This is a genomic window from Lawsonibacter sp. LCP25S3_E2 (genome assembly GCF_052117285.1).
Classification (GTDB): Bacteria; Bacillota; Clostridia; order Oscillospirales; family Oscillospiraceae; genus Lawsonibacter.
The window spans coordinates 126,752-149,922 of record NZ_JBQKJL010000008.1 but is presented as its reverse complement, the minus strand read 5'-3'; the positions used below and the strand labels follow the sequence as shown (position 1 = coordinate 149,922).

Sequence of the window (23,171 nt, the reverse complement as noted above, 5' to 3'; positions counted from 1 at the left end):
TTTCTCGTAAAAAATTTCTCAGCCTTTTCCATGCCGCCGGGCAGCACAGAGGGTATTTTCCATCAGAATGGCCCGTGTAACAGGACCTACACCTCCGGGAACCGGGGTAAGGTAAGAGGCCTTTGGAGCCACCTGGTCAAAGACCGCGTCCCCGCACAGCTTCCCCTGGTCATCCCGGTTGATGGCGATATCCACCACCACAGCCCCTTCCTTCACCATGTCTCCGGTGATAAGGCCGGTTTTTCCCGCAGCAGTAATGAGGATGTCTGCCCGCAGGCACTCCTCCTTTAAATTGGCCGTTTTGGTGTGGCAGACGGTGACCGTGGCATCGCTGAGAAGCATGAGCATGGCCTGGGGCTTGCCCACAATGTTGGACCGGCCCACCACCGTACACCGCTTGCCGGTCGGATCGATATCATATTCCTTCAGCAGGCGCATGACCCCTGCCGGGGTACAGGGCCGGAAGGAATCCACCCCCAGAATGAGGTCCCCCACGTTGGAAGGATTGACACAGTCCACGTCCTTATCCGGCCGGATGGCCAGCTGTACCGCCCGGTCATCCAAATGCTCGGGCAGAGGGAACTGGATCAGGATACCGTCGATATCCTCCCGCTGGTTGAGCAGCTGCACCACCTCCACCAGCTCCTCCTGGTTCACATCCCCAGGAAGGCGGTAGGTCTCGTAATAGATGCCGCATTGCTTACAGTCCTTACGCTTGCCCGCCTCATAAACCTGGGCGGCAGGGTCCTCTCCCACCAGCACCATGGCAAGGCCGGGGCGACGGGACATTTTTTCCACTTGGGCACGGACCTGCTCCTTGATCCGGGCGGACAGTCCCTTGCCGTCCATCAAAACCGCGGACATGGTCATTCCTCCCTTTTCTCGGTCTCTCCGGGATCCTCCTGTTTTTCCTCATCAGCGGGCACAGCAGAAGCAGGGGCTTCTTGTTCCGCTTCAGACGGAGCCGAACCTTCTGCCTGCGTACACTCAGCGGTCTGCGCCTGGGCACTTTGGGCGGCCAGCCGGTCCACAAACAGCTCCATCGGCGCGTTCCGGGTCTTTCTCATTGCCCACAGCAGCACCACGCCTGCCGCCAGGGCAGACAGGCCGGCCAGCAGCTGGGACACCCGGATGGTGCTGCCTACATAGAGGTAGAGGCTGTCGGTACGCAGCCCCTCGATCCAGGCCCGCCCCAGACCGTACCAAAATACATAAAAGAGGAAACACTGGCCATCAAACCGGCGCTTTTTCCCCATAAAATAGGTCATTACAAGGCCCGCCAGGTTCCACGCCGACTCATAAAAGAACGTGGGGTGAACACCCAAAGTTCCGCTGAGAATGGCCTCGTATCCTGCTTCATCCACATAACCGTTTCGTGCCATGTAGTCCGCAATGGTGGGTCCGCACATTCTCCAGGGCAGGGCTGTGGCAGAACCAAAGGCCTCCACGTTCATAAAGTTGCCCCACCGGCCAATGAGCTGCCCGATAAACAGTCCCTGGACTCCAAGATCGGCAAAGGCCAGGAAGCTGAGCTTCTTTACCTTACAGAAAATCAGAAGCACAATGACCGAGGAGATGATGGCCCCGTAAATAGCCAGGCCTCCGTCTCCATAATTGAGTATTTTTCCCCAGTTGAGGGAGCCGTCGGCATTTTGGAAAATACTCAGATTAAAAATCACATAATAGGCCCGAATGGCCACCAGAGCAGCGGGAACGGCGAAGAGCATCATGTCCAGGATGTTGTCCTCTGAAATGCCGTACCGCTTGCCCCACCGGGAGCAGAGGATCACCGCCAAAATGAGGCCGCTGACGATGATGATGCCGTACCAATAGATGGGCCGCCCCAGAATGATGATGGCTACCCGGTTCAGTTCAAATTCCAGCCCCAGGCCGGGGAAGGAGACGGACTGTACCGTCTCCGCCCCTGGCAGGGCAATGAGGTTTTGCAAAAATCCCATGGGTCTTATCCCTCCTTGGGCCGCACCACCGACAAAGCGGTACGCTCCCCGGTGACCCATTCCGAAATGAGTTCTTCGGCCTCTGCCTTGGTGATGGAAGCAAACAGGCCGGCAAAGTCCAGGTAGTCATAGCCGGCAAAGAAGGCCTGGGCCTGTCCTACACACAGGCTCTCAAAAGAATTGAGCCCCCGGACCTTGTTGCCGTACACGCCCTTCTTCACCCGCTCCCAGAGCTTGCCGTCCACACCGTCCCGGCCAATGCGCCCGGCCTCCTGGGCCACGGCCTCCCGCACCGCCTCCGGGTCCTTGGACTCGCCTCCGGCACACAGGAAGAAGCAGCCGGGATAGCTCTCGCAGCCATAGGAGAAATTGCGGTTGATGAGTCCCTGACGGTAGAGCTTGGCATACAAGGGGCTGGAGGAACCCAGCAGCACCTCTAAGGCAAGTTCTCCCACCATTTGACGGCGCAGACGCTCCTCTCCCTGAGGCAGAGCATCCCCCTTATAGCCCAGTTGGAAGATAGGAGTAGATACCTCCATGCGCTCCTCCATGAGGGCCTTGGCCACGCGGGCAGGCTCCTGGGGACCATAGTCCTTGGCAGCGATGGGGCCGGCCTCTTGGGGCAGAATCTCCTTTGCCACCTGGCAGATATGCTGCGGGTCCACCGGCCCCGCCACGCACAGCACCATGTTGGCCGGGTCATAAAAGGCCTTATGGCAGGCGTAGAGGGTGTCGGATGTGATGTGGGAAATGGACTCCACGCTCCCCGCTACGCTCACCCGGATGGGGTGGTTCTGGTAGAGGGCGGCCATCAGGTTCATAAATACCTTCCACTCCGGGTCATCCTCGATCATGCCGATCTCCTGGCCGATGATCCCCTGCTCCTTGTCTACACTCTCCTGGGTAAACCAGGGTACCGAGACAAAGGAGAGGAGGATGCGCAGATTTTCCTCAAACTTCTCCGTGGACTCGAAATAATAGCCCGTGATGGCACTGGAGGTAAAGGCGTTGGGGCTGGCCCCGTTGGCGGCCAGGTCCTGGAGAGCGTTTCCGTCCTTGGTGTCAAACATCTTGTGCTCCAGAAAGTGCGCTACTCCGGCCGGGGTGTCATGCCACTCCCCATCCAGGCAGAAACGCATATCCATCCCGCCGTAATTGGTGGCAAAGAAGGCGTAGCCCTTTTGAAACTCCGGCTTGGGAAATACAAAAACATGAAGGCCGTTGGGAAGCTTCTCCCGATACATCTGCTCCCCTACTTGGGAAAATTCCAGTTTTTCCATCCCTCAGCCCTCCTTGCCTTTCAGGAAATAAATGGTGTCCAGCTCCAGCTTCTGGGCCGCCTCGGCCACCTGCTGGGCGGTTACCGTCTCAAACTGGGCGCACAGCTCCTCAATGGTGGTGTCCAGCCCCGCGGCCGCCTGGCCCAGCCAGAACTCCTCCTGCCGGCCCTGGTCATCCAGGGTAGACAGGTGACCGCTGATCAGGGTGCGCCGCGCCCCCTCCAGCTCCCAATCTTCGATCTCTCCCCGGCGGATGGCCTCCAACTGGGCTAAAATCTCAGCTTTGGCCGTCTCAATTTTATCAAACTCAATGCCCGAGGACACCAGGACAAGCCCCTTCTGCTTTTCCAACATGGAGCTGGCATAGTAGCAGAGAGACAGCTTCTCCCGCACGTTCAAAAAGAGCTTGGACAGGGTGGTACCGCCGAAGATGGCATTGAACATGGTGAGGGCGGGGTAGCTCTCCTCCCAGCAGGTCTGTCCCCCGGTGCGGAATCCCAGGGCCAGCTTGCCCTGGGTCACATCCATCTCCTGGGTGACCATGCGGGGCTCAGGTCCGGCCGTCAGCCGCACGTCACAGTCGGGAGCCGTCCGTGCCCCGCCCTGGGCCAGAGGGGCCAGAGCAGAGTGCAGGGCGGCCTCCACCCGGTCGGGGTCAGCGCTTCCGGAGTAATAAACCTCTACCGCCGACTTCTTTAAGAGCTGCTGATACCGCTGCCACAGGCTCTGGGGGGTGGCGGCGGCCACGCTCTCCTCACTGCCCAGCTTGTCCACACCGAAGGCCTCATACCGGCACATCTCCTGAACCAGGCGCTGGGTGGCATAGGTGCGCTTGTCGTTGATCTGGGAACGGATGCGGTCAATGAGGTTCTGCTTCTCTCCGGCGGTGTAGTCGGGGCAGAAGCAGCCGTCCTGGGTATAGGGGTTGAGCAAAATCTCCCCCAGAAGGGCAGCGGCGCTCTCCAGGATTTTCTCCCCTTTCAGGGTGTAGGCATCGTCCAGGAAGCTGGCCACAAAGCCCACACACTGGGTCTCGCCCTTTTTGCGCACCACAGGCTCAATGGCTCCGCCGTAAAGCTCATCCAGGGCGGCGGACAGAGACTCCATGTCCGGATGAACGGCGCTGCCCCGGCGGAGAAGGGCCGGAATCAGTGCATTCGGACCGGCGGTGTCCCGGTCCAGAGGGCACAGCAGGGTCAGGGACAGGTAGGCGCTTTTGAATTTATCCGTGTGGACCGCCCGCAGCCACACGCCGGGAAAGAGCTCCCGTCTTGTCACTTGTGACATAATCTTGTTCCTTTCTTTGCTCGGGAGAAAGGGAAAATCCTTCCTCCAAACGGTTGGGGCTATCATATCACGATTGGCCTGGGAAAGCAATATTTTGCCTAAACGGTTACGGAAAGTTCATGGTTTCCCTCCAAAGCTTCCAGTTCCACCCAGCGCTCCTCCCGTCCGTCCAGGCGGGAGGAGGCGGTGCCGGTGCGCTTGACTGTGATGGTGAGCTCTCCCTTTGGCAGGCGCCAAACCGCTGTAAAGCCCGGCCAGCTCTCGGGCAGGTTTGGCCGCAGCGTGAGCCGCCCCTCTTTCACCCGCAGGCCCAGCAATTCCTCCACAGTACCCTGCCAGTACCATCCGGCGGCCCCGGTGTACCAGGTCCACCCCGCCCTGCCCTCCAGGCCAGGGGCGTAGGACACATCGGCAGAGAGAACATTGGGCTCTCCCCGGTAGATCTGGGTGGGGTGGTGCTGGGGCAGAAGAGCCTTCCATATCGCCCAGCCCTCCTCCGGCCGTCCCAGCCGCAGGCAGGCAATGGCCAGCCAAAGGGCTCCATGGGTATACTGCCCTCCGTTTTCCCGCACACCGGCGGGGTAGCTCTTGATATACCCTGGGTCCTGACTGCCTCCCATGTCAAACGCAGGGGCAAAGAGCCGTACCACTCCCCGTTCCCGGTCAAAGAGCCGCTCCAGGGCGGCAGAGATGGCCTGGTGTGCTTGCTCCCGGTCGCTTCCCTGGGGAAAGGCGGCAAAGGACTGGGCAATGGAGTCGATTTGGCACTGGTCACTCCCGGCCGAGCCCAGGGGCGTACCATCGTCAAAGTAGCCCCGGCGGTACCAGCCCCCATCCCAGGCATTCTGGGCAGCCTCCACCAGCCGGTCCGCCCAGGCCAGCAGCGCTTCTCCCTCCTCGTCCTCTCCCATGCGGCGGCACAGGGGAACAAAGGACTGGAGCACCAGGGCCAAAAACCAGCTCAGCCACACCGATTCTCCATCTCCCCGCTCTCCTACCCGGTTCATTCCGTCGTTCCAGTCCCCGGTGCCCATTTTGGCAAGTCCGTGGTCTCCCACCCCCCGTTCCAGGGCACAGCGGATGGCCGAGAGGGCGTGGCGGTAGAGACAGTCCGTTTTTTCGCTCACCTGCGGGAGCTCATACCGCTCCAGTTCCCCAGGAGCCAGCACCGGGGAGGTAAGGTAGGGGACCGTCTCCCCCAGCACATCCCAGTCTCCGGTGACGGTACAGTACCGGGACAGTACATAGGGAAGCCACAGCAAATCATCGGAGATCCGGGTGCGTACCCCCGCTCCCTGGGGCGGGTGCCACCAGTGCTGCACGTCCCCCTCCTCAAACTGCCGGGAAGCGGCCAGCAGAAGCTGTTCCCGCGTCCGCTCCGGCCAGGTGTACAGCAGAGAAAGCACATCCTGAAGCTGGTCCCGGAAACCGAACGCCCCGCCGTTTTGATACCGGGAAGTCCGCCCCATAAGGCGGCAGGCAATCACCTGATAGAGACACCAGCCGCCCAGATAGCGGTCAAGGGCCTTATCCGGGGTAGAGAAGGTAATGCTCGACACCTTCTTCGCCCACCAGTCCATGGTTTTCTCCTTCGTCTGGTCAAAATCCTCCCGTACAAACTTATACACCGGCTCCCCTTCCCCCGGCCGGGTGAGAAGGGTGATCTTCTCTCCCTCTCCTATGGTGTGAATGAGAGGGGTCCGCTCTCCCAGGCGGCAGGAGAGAATCCCCCGTCCGCGGGTAAGGGTGAAGGTCAAATAACGGCAATTCTCTTCCGGGGGCACAAAGCCCTCCGTGACCAGCTCTGCCCCATTCACGTTCTTCTCCCACCGGGCAAGGCCCGGACGGTATATGACCGTACATGGGCAGCGGTCTCCATCGGCAAAGACGGAATATTCCGCCCCGTCCACCGTCAGGGTGATCCGTTCCCGGCCTCCCACCGTCAGGGGATCATTGTCCCAGGGGGTGAGTTTTCCCTCACGGGAGTTGCCCCCCGCCCAGAGCAATCCCTCCCCCGTCTCGTCCGTCAGCCAGCCAAAGTTTGGATTGCACAAAATTTGGCTCCAGCCCACGGGAGGCAGGCGCTGGCCCGTGCGGATGACCAAGCTCCCATCCTCCTCCATGCTCCAGGGAGCGGGGCTGGATTTCAAGCATACAGGCGGGGGCGGCACCATGTGCTCCCCGCGTTTTTCCTCTCGCTCCAGGGGCAGCACCGCCCCCGCCCAGGCCAGCACGCCCTCCTGGGCCAAACGGTCCACCAGATGGATCCCGCCCCTGGCTCCCAGGGCGCTCTCTGCCCCCAGTTCCTTTAGAATGCGGGCCACAGCAGCGCGGCGGGGGCGGCGGTAGTCGCCTCCCTCCTCCGTCAGCAGCACCAGGTCAAAGGGGAAACCGGAACGGCTGAGCAGCTGGTGCCAGCGGCACCAAAGCCCCGCCCGCTCCACATCCTCTTCCCCGGCCAAAATCCCCGCGGCAACGGGAAAATCTCCTGAAATTCCATAGGGCCACAGAACCTGCTCCCTGGGAGGGCGTTTTTTCTTCTGTTCCGCCGCCAGCCGCTCCAGAAGGCGGAAAGACTCCATGGTCTGCCCCTCATTGAGGTGCAGACGGAGCGCCAGCGCAGCCAGAGACCCCCGCTCACCGTTTCTGCTTTGCAGCACTCGCCTTGCGGTATCCACAGCACTCTCCCGGCTGTCTCCCACGCCCAATGCCAGACACGCTCCCCCCTTCTCTCCAGGCTCCAAAGAAACGGGAAAGCGGACCATAAGGCAGGGGTCGGTGCCCGTTCCTCCCTGGGGAATGGGACCGGATTGTCCGGGCAGAGCCCGCAGCCCTCCCCGCCCCAGGCAGAGTGCCCGGTCCAGGCAGGCTGTTCCACCGTTTCCTTCCCATAGGGCGGCCAGCCACACCTCGCCCTCCGTGCCTCTGGGACGGCGGCGGAAGACGGCCCCATGCTGCGTCAGTTCACTCTCCAAAAACAGCCGGGAAAAGGCGGGGTGGGCCAGAAAATCTCCCATGGGGCACAGCACCGGCTCCAGGTAGACCAGCAGTTCTCCTTCCAGCCGTCCGCTGCCCCTCCAGCTCAGCTCCAACCGCCGCAGTTCCCCGTTTTCCCGCCGCGGAACCGAAAGCTTCATCCGGGCCAAAAGCCCGTCCTCTTCCCTCTCCCAGCTTGCACCGGCAGCATGGAAATACCAGCCGTAATCTCCCTTTTGATAGAGCGGAGCCGGAGTCAGGGACAGCAGGCCTTCCTCCCTTCGGAAAAAGGCAGCCACCCCCACAGGGGCATAATATTCCCCCGGCCGGGCCAGCAGGACCTGCCGCTCCCCCAGCCGGGACGATGTGAGCCCGTTGTCCTGGCAGAACACATGATAGCTGCCGTTGCTCACCAGGTGGCAGGCGGGCGAGCGCAGGGCATAACAGGTTCCCTTTCGCTCCAATCCAAAGCGTTCCCCCAGTCTCGGCTCTTCCGGGAGCTGCCGCTCCCGCTGGCGGAGGATGGGCGCCCCCACCGGGACCCGTTCCTGAAGCAGCGTACGGTAAGCAGCCATGTCCCGGTCGGCCAGAAAACGCCGCTGCATAAGGTTCCCCTCCAGCGCATTGACAATGGCCAAAAGGCTCATACCCAGGTGGTGGGACATATAGGAACGCACCACCTCATAGTTCCCATCTCCAGACAGGCGGGAGGGGGTGTAGTCCACCGCTTCATAAAGGCCAAATCGACCCTCCAACCCCATATCCCGCAGCCGTCTTAAATTCCTCAGCGCACTGTGCGGGGCCAGAAGAAGGGCCAGGAAGGAGGAATAGGGGGAGATCACTAATTCGGAATCAAGGCCCCACTTAAGGCCCAGGGCCTGAACTCCATGGGCTTTATATTGGTAATTCATCCCTGGATCAAAGGCGTAAAAGCCAGACTCAGAGATGCCCCAGGGCGTTTTCGTTCGGCTTCCCCGCCGCTTCTGGGCATATACGCAAAAGGAGAGGGTCTCATAGAGAAAGGAATTGGGCTCGCAGGGCAAAAGCAGCTGAGGCATGAAATATTCAAACATGGTCCCCGTCCAGGAAGCCATACCGCTATAGTCATTGTCCCCCAGAAGCATCCGCCCCAGGCAGCGCCAATGCCGCAGGGGAACTTCTCCCCGGGCCAGAGCGATAAAGCTGGTCTGTCTGGCCTCGCTGGCCATCAGGTCATAGTGTCCCGCCGTCATTTTGCCCTGCTCCACCTCGTAACCGATGGAAAACAGTCTGCGCCGCCGGTCGTAGAGGGGGGAACAATCCATCGCCTTCTCCAACACTTCCGCCCGGTGAGCCAGCGCCTCCTCCCCCCAGGACCTAAGGCCCTCTCTCAAGGCAATGAGGCAGCCCCGCAGATTTCCGCTGTCCACAGTGGACACATACCGGGGATTGAGGGGCGCGAGGGTCTGGGTGTTGTACCAGTTATAGAGGTGTCCCTGCCATTTTTCCAGCCTTTCCACCGTATCCAGCATGTGGCCCAGCAGTTCCGCGCTCCTCTGCCGCGGGATAAATCCCAGGTCCGCCGCCCCCATCACCGACAGCATACCCAAACCGATGTTGGTGGGGGAGGTGCGCCGGGCCAGCACAGGTCCGGGCTGTTCCTGATAGTTATCCGGGGGCAGGTAGTGATCCTGCGCACGGAGGAAATGGGCAAAATACCGCCAGATGAGGGCTGCCTGGTGCAGGAGGAACGCCCGGTCGGACGGAGACAAGGGCCGGTTCTTTTTGGCGGGCCGACTGATCATATAGGCCAGCAGCGGGGCCAGCAGCCACACAAGACCCACCAGCTTCCCGACACGCAGAGGGGCCAGCACCAGCACCGCCGCCCCCATGGCAAGCGAAAACCAAAAGGAGCGGATATAGTGCCCCAGATAGTTCCCCCGCTGCTCCGCCTGAGCCGCCGTCACCCAGGCCAGGAGATTTTTGTGGGAAACCTTCATCCGCCACAGGGCACAGCAGATGGCCCAGGCAGAGATCCAGGCCTGGTAAGGCAGAAACAGAAGTTGAATCGCCGTCTGTAGGATCACCCCCGCCACCCCGGAGATGACGGTGGAATGATAGCGCCTGCGCCGTCCCCAGGGCCGGGCAGCGGCCTCTGCCCCGGACAGCAGCAGGTTGGAAGCGGCAGACAGCACCGCCACCGTCCCTGCCAGGGCAAACACCCGTCCTGATACACACAATCCCAGCATTAAGGCCAGGAAGGTCACAATCGGAGAGAGGGAGCGGCGCAGATTGTCCGCAATTTTCCACCGGGCCAGGATGGGCAGGGGATTTTCTTCCCATACTCCATTCTCCACCGGCACCCGCCGCCCCAGCCAGGGCAGAAGCTGCCAGTCCCCCCGAATCCACCGGTGGAGGCGGGCAAAGTAGCTGCGCACCTGATAGGGACAGCCGTCTGTAAGCTCCACTTCTCCCAGCAGCCCCGCCCTCAAGTAACTGCCCTCCAGCAGATCGTGGGAGAGAATCTGCCCCTGTGGAAAGCGGCCCTCCAGGCAGGTATCAAATGCCTCCACATCAAAAATACCCTTGCCGGTATAGCTGCCCTGGTCAAAAAGATCGTGGTATACGTCACTGGCCGCCCAGCCATAGGGGTCCACGCCTCCAAGGCCTCCAAACACACGGGAAAACAGCGAGCGGTTGGCCGCCTCCAGCTCCACTCCCACTCTGGGCTGGAACAACCCATAGCCTGAAACCACGATTTTCCGTTTCTCATCCACCACCGGCCGGTTCAGTGGATGAAGCATAGCTCCCGCCAATGCGCGGGCAGAGCCCACTGTGAGGCAGGTATCTGAATCCAGCGTGAGGATCAGCTTTACCCCCGAAAGCCACGCTTTCTCCCCCACCTCTACACGAAGGCCGGAAGAACGTCCCCGAATGAGGCGCACCAGTTCCACCAGCGCCCCCCGTTTGCGCTCCCAGCCCATATACCGCTCATCCTGGGCACTGAACGTGGGTTCCCGGAACAAGAGGTAAAATCCGCCCTCATATTTCCGGTTCAGCTCCTCCACCGCCTTTCTGGCACGGTCCACCCAGGCGCTTCTCTCCTCATCCATGGGGGAAGCACAGTCGGGCAGGTCGGCCAGAATCCCAAAAGCCAGTTCTTGTCCGCTGTCCCGGTTACACAGATAACCCAGTTCCAGCCGGCCGGCCAGCTCCGCCCCGCTGTCCGGTCCGGTAAGCAGGGCGGATACCACGCACAAGGTGCACCCCTCCGGCGGGATCCCCTCCTCCAGTTCAAGGCGCAGCACAGGCCGGGGCGGAACAAAATGGGACAGGAGAAAATCCCCCACATTTTTTACAATATCCGACAAAGGCAGCACCAGCAGCAGGGCCGCCAGCGGAGCACCCCACAGCCATCCCAGCCCTGCCGCGCCCACCAGGGTCAGCAGGATAATCCCCCCGGCATACCATACCCCGGACGGCAGACGATGCGGTTTCCCCAGAGGCTGGCGGTAAAGGTACCAGCTCACATGGCCTTGCACCCCCCGGCCCTTTTGGGCCAGCTCCAATACCCTTTGGGCTGCCGCTTTCTCTTCCAAGCCATATTGTTTGGCCAACTGGCACAACCGCTGCCGGCATCTTCTGCGGCTCTCCTCATCCATCCGCGGGTAGCAGCCGGAAGGGTCCTGGGAAAGCAGACGCTCCACCTGGCTGGTTTCCTCCAGCAGGGTACCCCAGTCAATCTCTGACAGTGCCCGCAGGGCTTGGAAGATCTGGGCCATTTCCTCCTCTCCAGCCCGCTCGTCCAACTGCTCCAGGCTTGCACACAGTCCTCCCAGCCGCTCCAGCAGTGTCCCCGCCAGTACGGACACCAACAGGGACAGTTCCCGCTCCATCAGGGGGCACACTGACTGAAATCCCTCCAAATAACACCTGAGCCGCTGCGCTTCCAAATCGGGCACTGCCCACAGCGCCCCCCGAGCGCACACTTGCAGAACGCTGTTTCCCGACTGAGTGCCTCGCAGCGTTCCACCCTGCTGGAAACAGCGCCGGGCCTGTTCTCCCTCCCGTGCCGCCAGATAATAGTTATCCAAAAGCCACCGTGCCCCACCGGACAGCTCCTCTTCGCCATTTCGGGCACTGAGCTTCTCCTGAACGCGTGCACAGCGGGCCAGATTCTCTTTTACCTCCCTTGCCAGCACACGGGCAGAACGTATCCCCGCAGGGCGTACCGCTTTTGCGGTATTGACCGCATATTGAACCAGATGGGCATCGTCCATGGGGACGCGGGCTGGAGACATAGAGATCCCTCCTCTTAAAATTGCAGCCTTTCCCTCCAGTTTTCCCCGCCCCTGGGGGAATATACCAAAAAAGACAGTAAGCGCCCGCAAGTAATTTTACTTGACAAACAGAGCAAAATGTGGTAGACTTCCAAATGTAAAGTTTATAAGCTTTACATTTACTGCTCAAAAATGTGGGCAAACCACTTTTTTGAGGCTTTTATTTTGCTTTAAGGAGGTCCGCTGGGATGAAAAGTCAGGCTTACCGCATGGCCATGCTGTATGATTTTTACGGCGATGTGCTCACCGAGCGCCAGAAGGAGTTCTATGACCTCTACTACAACGAGGACCTCTCCCTGGGGGAGATCGCCGAAAACTACGGCATCACCCGTCAGGGCGTCCGGGACGTCATCGTCCGGGCAGAGGCTGTCCTCACAGAGCTGGAGGACAAGACGGGGCTCATTAAGCGCTTTCACACCATGCACGGCCAACTGGAGCAGATTGCCCAGGACGCTCAGCGCATCCGTGAGCTGGCCGCCCAGATGGACCACAGTGAGCTGGAGGGACTGGCTCTCCAGATTCAGGACACCGCCCAGAAGCTTTTGGAGGAATAATCCATGGCATTTGAAGGACTTTCCGAAAAGCTCTCCGCCGCTTTTAAAAAGCTCCGGGGCAAGGGCCGCCTGTCTGAGGCCGATGTAAAGGAGGCCATGCGGGAAATCCGCCTGGCCCTGCTGGAGGCCGACGTCAGCTACAAGGTGGTCAAACAGTTTGTCGCTCAGGTCACCGAAAAGGCGGTGGGCTCCGACGTACTGGAGGCCCTGTCCCCCGCCCAGCAGATCGTCAAGATCGTCAACCAGGAGCTCACCGAGCTGATGGGCGGAGCCAGCACCAAGCTGACCATCGCCTCCAAGCCACCCACGGTGGTGATGATGGTAGGTCTCCAGGGTGCTGGTAAAACCACCAACGCCGCCAAGCTGGCCGGGCTTATGAAGCGCAAGGACAACAAGCGCCCCCTCCTGGTCGCCTGTGACATCTACCGTCCCGCCGCCATCAAGCAGTTGGAGGTGGTGGGCGAGCAGCTGGGGATCCCCGTGTTCCAGATGGGACAGACAAACCCCGTGGACATCGCCAAAGCCGCCATTGAGCACGCCACCAAGCACGGCAATGATATGGTGTTTTTGGACACCGCCGGCCGGCTTCATGTGGATGAGCAGCTCATGGACGAGCTTCGCAATATTAAATCCGCTGTGGAACCCACCGAAATACTGCTGGTAGTGGACGCCATGATCGGTCAGGACGCGGTGAACGCCGCCAAGGCCTTTGACGATGCCCTGGACATCGACGGTGTCGTACTCACTAAGCTGGACGGCGACGCCCGCGGCGGCGCAGCCCTCTCCATCCGGGCCGTTACCGGCAAGCCCATCAAATTTGTGGGCATGGGCGAGAAGCTGGACCAGATCGAGGTCTTCCACCCCGACCGCATGGCCAGCCGGATTCTGGGTATGGGCGATGTGCTCTCCCTCATCGAAAAGGCCGAGCAGTCCTTTGACCAGAAAAAGGCTTTGGAGCTTCAGGAAAAGCTGCGGAAAAACAAATTTACCCTCACTGATTTTTACGAGCAGATGACCCAGTTGAAAAACATGGGTTCGCTCAGCGATATTGCCGGGATGCTCCCCGGAGTCAAGGCCTCCGATTTGGAGGGGGCCACCATGGACGAAAAGCTGCTCCAGCGCATGGAGGCCATCATCACCTCCATGACCCCCTACGAGCGGGAAAACCCCAGCGTGCTCAATTCCAGCCGGAAAAAGCGCATTGCCGCCGGCTCGGGCACCCAGGTGGTGGATGTCAACCGCCTGCTTAAGCAGTTTGACATGCTGCAGGCCATGACAAAGCAGTTCTCCGGCGGCAAGCTCCCCCGGAACATGCGCAAGATGATGGGCAAAAAAGGCGGCTTCCCCGGCATAGGCGGCGGAATGCCCGGCCTGCCCTTCTAACTCTTTCGTTGGCAAAGCGTGGCACACGCTTTCCATATACAGAAACAATTCTTTGGAGGTGAATATAAATGGTTAAAATCAGACTGCGCCGCATGGGCGCCAAGAAGGCTCCCTTCTACCGCATCGTGGTGGCTGACTCCCGCTATCCCCGTGACGGCCGCTTCATCGAGGAGATCGGCTATTACAACCCCGTGGAGAACCCCGCTGAGCTGAAGGTGGACGTGGACCGCGCCCAGGCTTGGATCAAGACCGGCGCTCAGCCCACTGAGACCGTCCGTGACCTGCTGAAAAAGGCCGGTGCCCTGTAAGGCTGGAGGTTTTGCACACAATGAAAGAGCTTCTGACCTATGTTGCCCAGAACCTGGTGGAACACCCCGAGCAGGTGTCTGTCGCTGAGGTCGAGGGCGACGGCGAGACTGTGCTGGAACTCCGGGTTGCCCCGGAGGATATGGGCAAGGTGATTGGCCGCCAGGGCCGCATCGCCAAGGAGATCCGTATTCTCATGCGTTCCGCTGCCCAGCGCTCCGGAAAACATGTCAGCGTAGAAATCGTCGATTAACAACAAAGGCGCAGGGGTTTCCCTGCGCCTTTGCTCTATCAAAGGGAGGTCTATATCATGCTTCAGCAATATTTAGAGGTGGGCAAGGTTACCAACGTCCACGGTCTCATGGGAGAGGTCCGGGTCCAGCCCTGGGCTGACAGCCCGGAGTTTCTTTGCAAGTTTAAAACCCTCTATGTGGACAAGACCCACTGGCCCATCGAGGTGGAGCGCGCCCGCGTCCACAAGAACATGGTCATCCTCAAATTCCGGGGCGTCACCGACGTCCCCAGCGCCCTGGCCATGCGAAACGCCATTTTGTACATTGACCGTGCCGATGCCAACCTCCCCGAGGGAAGCTTTTTCCTGGCCGACATCTATGGACTGGAGGTCCGGGATGCCCAGAACGGAGCGGTGCTGGGCAAGATTGCGGATGTGCTCACCCTCCCCGCCAACAACGTCTATGTGGTCAAGGGAGGCGAGCGGGAGCTGATGATCCCCGCCGTTCCCCAATTTATCGCGGAGACCAACATTGAGCAGGGCTACATCCGGGTCAACATGATGGAGGGTCTGTGATGAAGTACGAGTGGAAGGGTCCTGTGCGCTTTGGCGTCGTTCTCTTTCTCCTGTATTTGGCGGTCCATTACTGGGGAAAGCTCTCCTCCCTGCTGCTGCTTGCCCTGGGGGCCGCCTTCCCGCTGGTGCTGGGAGCAGTGGTGGCCTATGCGGTCAACATCCTCATGAGCATGTATGAGCGGTGGTACTTCCCCGCAAGCCAAAACCAGGCCATCGTAAAAAGCCGTCGGCCGGTATGTCTGGTACTGGCCTATGCCAGTTTGATTGCCATCGTCGTGCTTATCGTGCGCATGATCCTCCCCGAGCTGGCCAACTCAGTCAGTCTGCTGATCCGGGAGGCAATCCCCCTGTTGGAGGATCTGAGCCTGAAAATCAACGAAAATCTGGATATGAATCAGCTGGCCGCCTTCTCCGGCCTTGTCCTGGCCGATGGCTCCATCGATTGGAGAGAGATTCTGACCACTGCAGTCAACTGGCTCATTTCCGGTCTGGGGGGTGTGATGGGCTCGGTCATGTCCCTGGCCTCGACCACCGTATCCGCCGCCTTTACTGCTATCGTGAGCACCATTTTTTCCATCTATCTGCTTTTCGGGAAGGAAAAACTTCAGAGCAACTGTGCACGGGTGCTGAAAACCTATCTGAAGCCCACCTGGTACAGCCGCCTCATCTATTTTCTAGATACCTTAAACACCTGCTTCCACAACTTCGTGGTGGGACAGTGCACCGAGGCGGTCATTCTGGGACTGCTGTGCATGGGCGGCATGATGCTCTTCCGCTTCCCCTATGCCTCCATGGTGGGGACCCTGGTAGGCTTTACCGCCCTCATTCCCGTGGCCGGGGCCTATATCGGCGCAGGTGTGGGCGCTTTTATGATCTTCACCTCCTCTCCGCTCCAGGCCCTGCTGTTTCTGATTTTTATCGGAATACTCCAGCAGCTGGAGGGCAACCTCATCTACCCCAAGGTAGTGGGCTCCTCCATCGGTCTGCCTGGAATTTGGGTGTTGGCTGCTGTCACCGTGGGCGGCGGCGTGCTGGGCATCGGCGGCATGCTCCTGGCTGTCCCCCTCACCGCTACCCTCTATCAGATGCTGCGCTCCGATGTCATCCGGCGAAACACGCCCCAGCCCATCTCTCCCACCCCGGAGATACCCGAGGAAACTCCCCCAGAGGAATAACAAAAACGCGTGTGGAAGTTCTTTCCACACGCGTTTTCTTATGATTTACCAAAACAGAAGAGCAAAATTCCCCGCACCCACTCCGGGACTCCTGCCTGGATCATGGCCTGTGCTACCGCCTCTCTGGAGGCCTCCAGCCCCATCGTCACTGCCCCGGCTGCCTCCCGGCCCACCGCAAGCAGCTCTCCCGACGCCGAAGCCCCTACCGCCACCTGGGAAGCCACCGCCGCACCTCCTGCTGCGTATGTTCCCACGGCCGAGCCCCCTATGGCCAGATAGCCCAGGGCACATCCTCCCACGGCGATGAATCCCAGGCTGATGCCGCCCAAGGCAAAAACTCCCATGGCCATACCGGCCAGTGCCAAAAGGCCCAGGCAGATGGCTCCCAAAGAAAACAATCCAGCGGCAAAGCAGCCAATGGCCACCACCCCGGTGGCCACATTCCCGATGGCAATGATTCCCCTGGCCCAGGTCAAACCTCTCTGGGACAGGTTGATGTGTACCAGAGGCAGACCACAGAGCGTCCGTTTGCTCTTATATTCATAACGCCACCCTTCGTAGTGGTAGTGGTTCTCCACCACCACCGGCCCCGTCTGAGGCATCTCCGCCTCCCGTCCGGTGATGAGCCAGTCCAATGTCACATTAAAATATCGGGCCAGGGCAGTCAAATTGTCCAGATCCGGACGGCTGGTCCCCGCCTCCCACTTCTGCACCGCCTGGCGGCTTACCCCCACCAGGTTGGCCAGTTCCTCCTGGCTGAGCCCCGCCTTTTTCCGAAGCTCATAGAGCCGCGTCTCAAAATTCATGTTTCATTCCTCCTGTGCTGGTCTGTCCCAGGACGCCTCACAGCATAGCAAACTTTCCCCTCCACCGCAACCAAAACCAGTATACAATTTGACAACAGCCGGTTGCATCGGCTGAATGATCCCGTTTTTGAGAAAAAATAAGCGCCGCCCCGTTTTGGGGCGGCGGCGGTTATTCGCTCTCCTGGGTACAGAACATGGGCCGGGCCTCGTCAAAGAGGTCCACCATACCGCAATAGTTCAAAATCTCATACTGGCGAAGCCACTCCTGCGCCTCCTCATCCAGCTCCTCCTCTGCCAGGAATTCCCCATCCGCTGTGACAAATCCCACAGGAGTAATGGCGGGCAGGTCCTCGTACATCTGAGAGAGGAAATTCATAAATCCGGTCATGGGCAGCCCGGCCACCTGGGCGGTCAGTACTCCCAGATAATTGGGGCTGATGATCACATCCTGCTGCTCCTCAATGTCGTAGTTGGCCCAAATAAAGAAGGGGACCGCATATTGCTGCATGACCTCCTGCGTGGTGCGCTGGGAGAACTTCTTCCCATAAAGCTGCTCATAAAAGGCGTTGGTAAGCGGGGGCTGATGATCTCCAAAAAAGACGATCATGGTGGGCTCGTCGCACTGGCTGTAATAAGTAATGAGCTCCTCCAGAGCCTTGTCGCTCTCCTCCATCAGGCAGAAGAACTGCTGGGCACTGCGGTCGGCATTGTTCAGATCGTCAGAAAGCTCAATGGTCCGCTCCAGATTGTTCCAACCCTGGGCATAGCCGCTGTGATTCTGCATAGTCACGTTGAAGAAGAAGGTCGTATCCTCCCCTTCGGTGGAGCGGTAGATCATCTCATAATCAGACTTGTCAGAAATATAGTGGCGGATAAAATAGGGGTCTACTACATCCTCCTCGTACATCTGCTTGTCAAAGTCCAGATACTCATAGGCCAGCACCCGGTTCCACCCGGAGGCCTTATAGGGGTGGAAGGCGGTGGTATCGTACCCCACATTCCCCGCCAAAGCAGCCAGGGAGGGCATGCCCTCCTCCACATAGAGCTGGTAAGCCACGGTGTGAGGAGGCTGGAAGAGACTGGTGAAGCCTGTCAGGTACTCAAACTCAATGGTAGCCGTGCCCCCTCCGGTGACCGAAGAATACATCCACCCCTTGACGGTGTTCTCCTCCAGGGAATGGAGGAAAGGAGTGGGGTCTTTGGAGGCTTCAAAGCTGTCAAAGATGGAGAAATCTCCAAAGGACTCGTTCATGATGACGATCAGATTGGTAGGCTGTTTGGATGGATCCCCTTCCAGGCCGGGATATTCCTTCATCAGCTCCAGCACTGCTTCTTCCGAGTAATCCTCCGGCTCGTCCACAGAGGAGTAGCGCAGGGCAATGGTAAAGTTCAGAAGAAAGCCATTTCGCTGGGTGACCCATTGCTGGGTAAAAATCCCCAAAGCCGGAAGCATCCCCGTACAGAAAAAGGCGTAACCATATCCCAAAATCACCGCCCAAAGAACCAGGGCGGCAGGAAGCTTGATCTTGGCACGCTTCTTCTGGGGCACACAGACAAAAACCAGGAAGAGATAGGCCACCAGCAGGACACCGGCCTGGATCATGTGTTCATCCAAAGAGTAGTCAAAGCCCTCGGCCACATTGGCAGCAGTACGCCAGCCGGTAATGTCCGCCGGGAACAAAATCCGCCCCCGGAAGCGGAGCACATAGTGATTGACCAGTCCAAAGAGGAAGGCCAACACGGTACCCAGGGCAGCGGAGCGCCGGTTCCGGCCCAGCAGCAGACGCAAGGCCACAAAGAGGCTATAGTACCACACCAAGTTCATGAGCACCTGCCAGGCGGCCAAGTCCTCAAACACATCATTCTCGTTTAAAATTTCCACCATCCACAGGCAGGCCCAGGGCCCCAGCAGGAACACCAGCCGGGAGGCCCACTTTCCGGGAAATGTTTTCATATCCCGCACAAGCCGTGGGAAGGTATCTCCATAGAGCAGCGCTTTCATTTCAATCCTCCATATGTCAGCGGCCAGAGCCGCACCCATTAAGAATACCCCTTTCCCAAAAATTTGCAAGGGCTCGGGGGCAATCTTCATAAAATATTTATCTTTATAGACGGAAAAAAAACGGCTTGGTTCCCTGCGCAAAAATATTCATTATTTTCATGTATATTCAGTCCAATATTCACCTGCCTGTTTTGCAAGCAGCCGGCTATATTCCTAATTATATTATTAATTGGTCATGTATGGGCTTTTCTTCACAAAAAATTCCATTAACGGCTGTATTTTTTGCATATTTATCTATTGACTATGTATATCTCTTGGGGTATACTCAACCCAACGCCCGAAATTCGGGCGGCTATTGAAAAGGAGATCATAAAAATGAAAAAGATTCTTGCTATGACTATGGCTCTGGCCATGTCTCTGTCCCTGGTCGCCTGCGGCGGCAACGGGGCCACCAGCTCCGCTGGCTCCGCCTCTTCTCAGGGTGCTGCCTCTTCCCAGGGTGCTGCTTCCTCCCAGGCCAGCTCCGCCACTGCCGGCGAGCTCACCACCGTGGAAGAGGGCAAACTCATCATGAGCACCAATGCTGCCTTCCCTCCCTATGAGATGACCGATGATACCGGCGCTGTGGTTGGTATCGATGCTGAGATCGCCGGCGCCATTGCTGAGAAGCTGGGCCTGGAGCTGGTCATCGACGACATGGATTTTGATGCCGCTCAGCTGGCTGTTCAGCAGGGCAAGAGCGACATCTGCATGGCTGGCCTGTCCATCACCGAGGATCGTCTGCTGGTCATGGACTTCTCCGACAGCTACGCCACCGGCGTGCAGGTTGTCATCACCACGGAAGGCTCCGATGTTACCCTGGACAACCTGGGTGAGAAGATGATCGGCACCCAGCGCGCCACCACCGGCAACATCTACTGCACCGACGAGTACGGTGAGGAGCATGTGGTCTCCTATGATGACGGCATCGTGGCCGTGCAGGACCTGATGAACGGCAAGGTTGACTGCGTGGTCATCGACCAGGCTCCTGCTCAGGAGTTCGTGGCCGCCAACCCCGGTCTGGTGATTCTGGACACCCCCTGGGTCGAGGAAGAGTATTCCATCGGCGTGGCCAAGGGCAACACCGCCATGCTGGACGCCGTCAACGGCGCTCTGGCTGAGCTGACTTCCGAGGGCACTCTGCAGTCCATCATTGAGAAGTACATCCCCACTGAGGGCTGATTACCAAATCCCGCAAACTGATACAATTTGAGAAAGGGCGGCCTCAGGCCGCCCTTTCTCTGACACAGAAAGAGAGAGGAGTAGAGGAATGGACCTAGCCTACTATTACGAGCTGTGGCGCGGCATGATGCTGTCAAAGGATCCCCTGGTTGCTGAGGCTGTCACTTGGTGGCAGGAATTCTATGTCAAGTTCTATCAGGCTTTTTTGGAGGCTGACCGCTGGAAGCAGTATTTAAACGGCGTGGGCACCACTCTGACAGCTACCGCTCTGGCCCTGATTTTGGGTGTGGTGCTGGGCGTGCTGGTAGCGATGGTCCGTACCGCCCACGACCAGCAGCGGCCCGATCGGAGAAAAAATGTCGTACTAGGCTTCTTTAACCTGATCTGTAAGATCTATGTCACCGTCATCCGCGGTACCCCTATGATGGTGCAGCTGCTCATTTGGAGCTCAGTGGTATTCATCAGCAGCCGCAGCTACACCATGATCGGCATTTTTGGCCTGGGTATCAACTCCGGTGCCTACGTATCCGAGATCATCCGCGGCGGATTGATGGCTGTAGACGGCGGACAAATGGAAGCCGGTCGCTCATTGGGTCTTAATTACATCGATACCATGCGCTTTATTGTCATTCCCCAGGCCATTAAGGCCATCCTGCCGGCTCTGGGCAATGAATTTATCGTCCTGCTGAAGGACACCTCTCTCATCACCGTGATCGGCGGTAAGGAGCTTCTCCACGCCGCTCAGGGCATTATGGGCCGTACCTATGAGGCTATGTTCCCTCTTCTGGGCATCGCTTCGATCTATCTGGTTCTGGTTGTTATTTTCACCTGGCTGTTGGGTAAGTTGGAAAGGAGGCTGCGTCAAAGTGATCGACGTTAAAAAGCTCAGCAAATCCTTTGGCGACCACCTGGTGCTGGATCAAATCGATCAGCACATCTATCCCGGAGAAAAGGTCGTTGTCCTGGGCCCCTCCGGTTCCGGCAAGTCCACCTTCCTGCGCTGCCTTAACCTGCTGGAAACTCCCACCGCAGGTACCATTGTCTTTGATGGCCAGGAGGTCACCGACCCTAAAGCCAACATTGATAAGATCCGTCAGCAGATGGGCATGGTGTTCCAGCACTTTAATCTCTTCCCCAACATGACCATCCGAAAGAACATCACCCTGGCCCCCGTGCGCACCGGCCTTATGAAGCAGGAGGAGGCGGATGAGACCGCCACCACCCTTTTGAAGCGGGTGGATCTGCTGGACAAGGCAGACGCCTATCCTGCCCAGCTCTCCGGCGGTCAGAAGCAGCGTATCGCCATCGTCCGGGCCCTGGCCATGAAGCCCAAGGTCATGCTCTTTGACGAGCCCACTTCCGCTCTGGACCCTGAGATGGTCGGCGAGGTGCTGGACGTCATGAAGGAGCTGGCCCAGGAGGGCATGACCATGGTAGTGGTCACCCACGAGATGGGCTTCGCCCGTGAGGTGGGCAGCCGGGTCATCTTTATGGACGGCGGGCACATTCTGGAGGAGAACGAGCCCCATGCCTTCTTCGCCAATCCCCAAAATGAGCGTACCAAGCTCTTCCTCTCCAAAGTTCTGTAACGATTTTGCCGCTCTGGAAACAGGGCGGCTCTTTTTTTGCCCAAAATAGGGACTACGCCGGCCCGGCGGCACATATCAGTCAGTGAGGTGATGATTTTGGACCTTCTGACCAAGGCAGCAGATGGGCTGTGGAACCCCTGGCTGCTGGGATTGTTTCTTCTGACCGGGCTGGTATACTCTCTGGGCTCAGGCTTTTTCCAGGTCTTTGAATGGAAGCTGTGGTGGAAAAGTACTCTTGGCTCCCTACTCCAACCCCAGCGGCCTCAGGGGCCCGGCCTCTCCTCTCTCCAGGCTCTGGCCACCGCTCTGGCCTCCACCATGGGGACCGGCTCCATTGCCGGAGTAGCCGCTGCCCTCACGCTCGGCGGGCCGGGGGCGGTATTCTGGATGTGGGTATCCGCCTTTCTGGGCATGATGACCAGCTGTGGAGAAAAACTGCTGTCGGTACGCTACCAGCGTTCCGGGCCAGACGGCACCCTCCAGGGCGGGCCCATGTTCTATCTCAAAGATGGGCTCCACGCTCCCATCCTGGGCGCATTTTTTGCCTTGGCAGGATTGCCCGCCACCCTGGCCGGAGGAAACCTGGTTCAGTCCTCCTCTATCGCCCTGTCCCTGGAGGCCGCCTTCGGCCTGCCCCGGCTCTCTGTGGGGCTTTGTACTGCCCTGGCGGCAGGGCTTGTCATGATTGGAGGAGTAGGACGCATTGCCCGCTCGTCCACCGCGCTGGTGCCTGCCATGGCCCTTTTGTATATGGGCGGCGCACTGGCAGTGCTGATTCATAACTTTTCCGCCCTTCCAGAGGCCTTTCACCTGATTATCTCCTGCGCCTTCTCCCCTTCCGCCGCTTTGGGCGGCGGGTGCGGCTGGACCATAGCCCAGGCTATGCGCTACGGAATCGCCCGTGGCGTATTTACCAACGAGGCAGGGCTGGGCACCTCCGCTATGGCCCACGGAGCGGCCCGCGTGGACCATCCGGCCCGGCAGGGCATGTGGGGGATTTTTGAGGTATTTCTTTCCACTTTGGTGGTATGCACCCTCACCGCACTGGCCGTTTTAGTCAGCGGAGTCTTTCACCCGGAAACCCCCAGCTCCCTCACCGGTGCTCCCCTCACAGCTGCCGCCTTTTCCTCCGCCCTGGGTCCCATGGGAAGCGGAATTGTGGCACTGTCCCTTCTGCTGTTCGCCTTCACCTCTATTCTGGGCTGGAGCTACTATGGCCAGCAATGTCTGAACTACCTTACTGGCGGGAAGGGACTGGGGCTCTATCGGGCCGTATTTCTCCTGTGCATCATCCTGGGGGCCGTGTGGGAACCGGGCGCCGTATGGCAGCTGGTCGACCTGTGCAGCGCCCTTATGGCCCTCCCCAACCTGACCGCTCTGCTCCTGCTGGCCCCGGAAGCGCTGCAGTTATTACGGCAGTTTCAAAATTTTACCCACATTTAACGAGAATTCGGGAGAATTCTTTACATTTCCTCTGTATGATAATTGGGACTTCCCAGGCACTCAG

At 59.1% G+C, this 23,171-nt stretch carries 17 protein-coding genes; 10 read left to right on the top strand and 7 right to left on the bottom strand.

Annotation, left to right across the window (positions count from 1 at the left end; translation table 11 throughout):
- Positions 1-18: 18 nt before the first annotated feature.
- The 5 genes from ACTQ3R_RS09290 to ACTQ3R_RS09270 form a co-directional block, all read right to left on the bottom strand.
- A complete protein-coding gene (locus tag ACTQ3R_RS09290) occupies positions 19-864 on the bottom strand; it encodes a bifunctional 5,10-methylenetetrahydrofolate dehydrogenase/5,10-methenyltetrahydrofolate cyclohydrolase (protein WP_441778851.1) in 846 nt (281 codons plus the stop codon).
- Positions 865-866: 2 nt separating this feature from the next.
- On the bottom strand, positions 867-1,958 hold the full coding sequence (gene lgt / locus ACTQ3R_RS09285; RefSeq protein ID WP_441778850.1) for a prolipoprotein diacylglyceryl transferase: 1,092 nt from the start codon (positions 1,956-1,958) through the stop codon (positions 867-869).
- A gap of 5 nt (positions 1,959-1,963) precedes the next feature.
- The gene (gene yfmH / locus ACTQ3R_RS09280) at positions 1,964-3,238 is read right to left on the bottom strand and encodes an EF-P 5-aminopentanol modification-associated protein YfmH (RefSeq protein ID WP_441778849.1); all 1,275 of its coding nucleotides are present in this window, start codon (positions 3,236-3,238) and stop codon (positions 1,964-1,966) included.
- Positions 3,239-3,241: 3 nt separating this feature from the next.
- A complete protein-coding gene (yfmF, locus tag ACTQ3R_RS09275) occupies positions 3,242-4,525 on the bottom strand; it encodes an EF-P 5-aminopentanol modification-associated protein YfmF (protein WP_441778848.1) in 1,284 nt (427 codons plus the stop codon).
- A 98-nt stretch (positions 4,526-4,623) separates the two neighbouring features.
- Positions 4,624-11,781, bottom strand: a complete 7,158-nt coding sequence (locus ACTQ3R_RS09270) for a GH36-type glycosyl hydrolase domain-containing protein (protein ID WP_441778847.1) — start codon at positions 11,779-11,781, stop codon at positions 4,624-4,626.
- A 227-nt stretch (positions 11,782-12,008) separates the two neighbouring features.
- On the opposite strand from ACTQ3R_RS09270, the gene ylxM reads away from it, so the two are divergent.
- From ylxM to ACTQ3R_RS09240, 6 genes are all read left to right on the top strand, one after another.
- Entirely contained in the window at positions 12,009-12,374 is a 366-nt protein-coding gene (gene ylxM / locus ACTQ3R_RS09265) for a YlxM family DNA-binding protein (protein WP_441778846.1), read from the top strand.
- 3 nt (positions 12,375-12,377) lie between these two features.
- On the top strand, positions 12,378-13,757 hold the full coding sequence (gene ffh / locus ACTQ3R_RS09260; protein ID WP_441778845.1) for a signal recognition particle protein: 1,380 nt from the start codon (positions 12,378-12,380) through the stop codon (positions 13,755-13,757).
- A 68-nt stretch (positions 13,758-13,825) separates the two neighbouring features.
- On the top strand, positions 13,826-14,065 hold the full coding sequence (gene rpsP, locus ACTQ3R_RS09255; protein WP_441778844.1) for a 30S ribosomal protein S16: 240 nt from the start codon (positions 13,826-13,828) through the stop codon (positions 14,063-14,065).
- A gap of 20 nt (positions 14,066-14,085) precedes the next feature.
- Positions 14,086-14,316, top strand: a complete 231-nt coding sequence (locus ACTQ3R_RS09250) for a KH domain-containing protein (RefSeq protein ID WP_441778843.1) — start codon at positions 14,086-14,088, stop codon at positions 14,314-14,316.
- Positions 14,317-14,373: 57 nt separating this feature from the next.
- A complete protein-coding gene (rimM, locus tag ACTQ3R_RS09245) occupies positions 14,374-14,871 on the top strand; it encodes a ribosome maturation factor RimM (RefSeq protein ID WP_441778842.1) in 498 nt (165 codons plus the stop codon).
- Positions 14,871-16,046, top strand: coding sequence for an AI-2E family transporter (locus tag ACTQ3R_RS09240; protein ID WP_441778841.1), 1,176 nt, complete (start codon positions 14,871-14,873; stop codon positions 16,044-16,046). The genes rimM and ACTQ3R_RS09240 overlap by 1 nt, the downstream gene beginning before the upstream one ends.
- A 38-nt stretch (positions 16,047-16,084) precedes the next feature.
- Here the strand turns inward: ACTQ3R_RS09240 and ACTQ3R_RS09235 are convergent, their stop codons facing one another.
- Positions 16,085-16,852: a helix-turn-helix domain-containing protein gene (locus ACTQ3R_RS09235; protein WP_441778840.1), complete on the bottom strand. Its 768-nt coding sequence runs from the start codon at positions 16,850-16,852 to the stop codon at positions 16,085-16,087.
- Positions 16,853-17,021: 169 nt separating this feature from the next.
- On the bottom strand, positions 17,022-18,854 hold the full coding sequence (locus tag ACTQ3R_RS09230; RefSeq protein WP_441778839.1) for an LTA synthase family protein: 1,833 nt from the start codon (positions 18,852-18,854) through the stop codon (positions 17,022-17,024).
- 375 nt (positions 18,855-19,229) lie between these two features.
- Between ACTQ3R_RS09230 and ACTQ3R_RS09225 the strand changes: the two genes are divergently transcribed.
- From ACTQ3R_RS09225 to ACTQ3R_RS09210, 4 genes are all read left to right on the top strand, one after another.
- Positions 19,230-20,075: an ABC transporter substrate-binding protein gene (locus tag ACTQ3R_RS09225; protein ID WP_441778838.1), complete on the top strand. Its 846-nt coding sequence runs from the start codon at positions 19,230-19,232 to the stop codon at positions 20,073-20,075.
- 88 nt (positions 20,076-20,163) lie between these two features.
- Positions 20,164-20,955: an amino acid ABC transporter permease gene (locus ACTQ3R_RS09220; protein WP_441778837.1), complete on the top strand. Its 792-nt coding sequence runs from the start codon at positions 20,164-20,166 to the stop codon at positions 20,953-20,955.
- Positions 20,942-21,664: an amino acid ABC transporter ATP-binding protein gene (locus ACTQ3R_RS09215; RefSeq protein WP_441778836.1), complete on the top strand. Its 723-nt coding sequence runs from the start codon at positions 20,942-20,944 to the stop codon at positions 21,662-21,664. Before ACTQ3R_RS09220 ends, ACTQ3R_RS09215 begins: the two co-directional genes overlap by 14 nt.
- Before the next feature lie 36 nt (positions 21,665-21,700).
- Positions 21,701-23,107: an alanine/glycine:cation symporter family protein gene (locus ACTQ3R_RS09210; protein ID WP_441778835.1), complete on the top strand. Its 1,407-nt coding sequence runs from the start codon at positions 21,701-21,703 to the stop codon at positions 23,105-23,107.
- Positions 23,108-23,171: the final 64 nt, after the last annotated feature.

Excerpts from the sequence above, each read along its gene's own strand:
- ACTQ3R_RS09290 (WP_441778851.1), bottom strand. The coding sequence starts at position 864 with ATGTCCGCGGTTTTGATGGACGGCAAGGGACTGTCCGCCCGGATCAAG.
- lgt (WP_441778850.1), bottom strand. The coding sequence starts at position 1,958 with ATGGGATTTTTGCAAAACCTCATTGCCCTGCCAGGGGCGGAGACGGTA.
- yfmH (WP_441778849.1), bottom strand. The coding sequence starts at position 3,238 with ATGGAAAAACTGGAATTTTCCCAAGTAGGGGAGCAGATGTATCGGGAG.
- yfmF (WP_441778848.1), bottom strand. The coding sequence starts at position 4,525 with ATGTCACAAGTGACAAGACGGGAGCTCTTTCCCGGCGTGTGGCTGCGG.
- ACTQ3R_RS09270 (WP_441778847.1), bottom strand. The coding sequence starts at position 11,781 with ATGTCTCCAGCCCGCGTCCCCATGGACGATGCCCATCTGGTTCAATAT.
- ylxM (WP_441778846.1), top strand. The coding sequence starts at position 12,009 with ATGAAAAGTCAGGCTTACCGCATGGCCATGCTGTATGATTTTTACGGC.
- ffh (WP_441778845.1), top strand. The coding sequence starts at position 12,378 with ATGGCATTTGAAGGACTTTCCGAAAAGCTCTCCGCCGCTTTTAAAAAG.
- rpsP (WP_441778844.1), top strand. The coding sequence starts at position 13,826 with ATGGTTAAAATCAGACTGCGCCGCATGGGCGCCAAGAAGGCTCCCTTC.
- ACTQ3R_RS09250 (WP_441778843.1), top strand. The coding sequence starts at position 14,086 with ATGAAAGAGCTTCTGACCTATGTTGCCCAGAACCTGGTGGAACACCCC.
- rimM (WP_441778842.1), top strand. The coding sequence starts at position 14,374 with ATGCTTCAGCAATATTTAGAGGTGGGCAAGGTTACCAACGTCCACGGT.
- ACTQ3R_RS09240 (WP_441778841.1), top strand. The coding sequence starts at position 14,871 with ATGAAGTACGAGTGGAAGGGTCCTGTGCGCTTTGGCGTCGTTCTCTTT.
- ACTQ3R_RS09235 (WP_441778840.1), bottom strand. The coding sequence starts at position 16,852 with ATGAATTTTGAGACGCGGCTCTATGAGCTTCGGAAAAAGGCGGGGCTC.
- ACTQ3R_RS09230 (WP_441778839.1), bottom strand. The coding sequence starts at position 18,854 with ATGAAAGCGCTGCTCTATGGAGATACCTTCCCACGGCTTGTGCGGGAT.
- ACTQ3R_RS09225 (WP_441778838.1), top strand. The coding sequence starts at position 19,230 with ATGAAAAAGATTCTTGCTATGACTATGGCTCTGGCCATGTCTCTGTCC.
- ACTQ3R_RS09220 (WP_441778837.1), top strand. The coding sequence starts at position 20,164 with ATGGACCTAGCCTACTATTACGAGCTGTGGCGCGGCATGATGCTGTCA.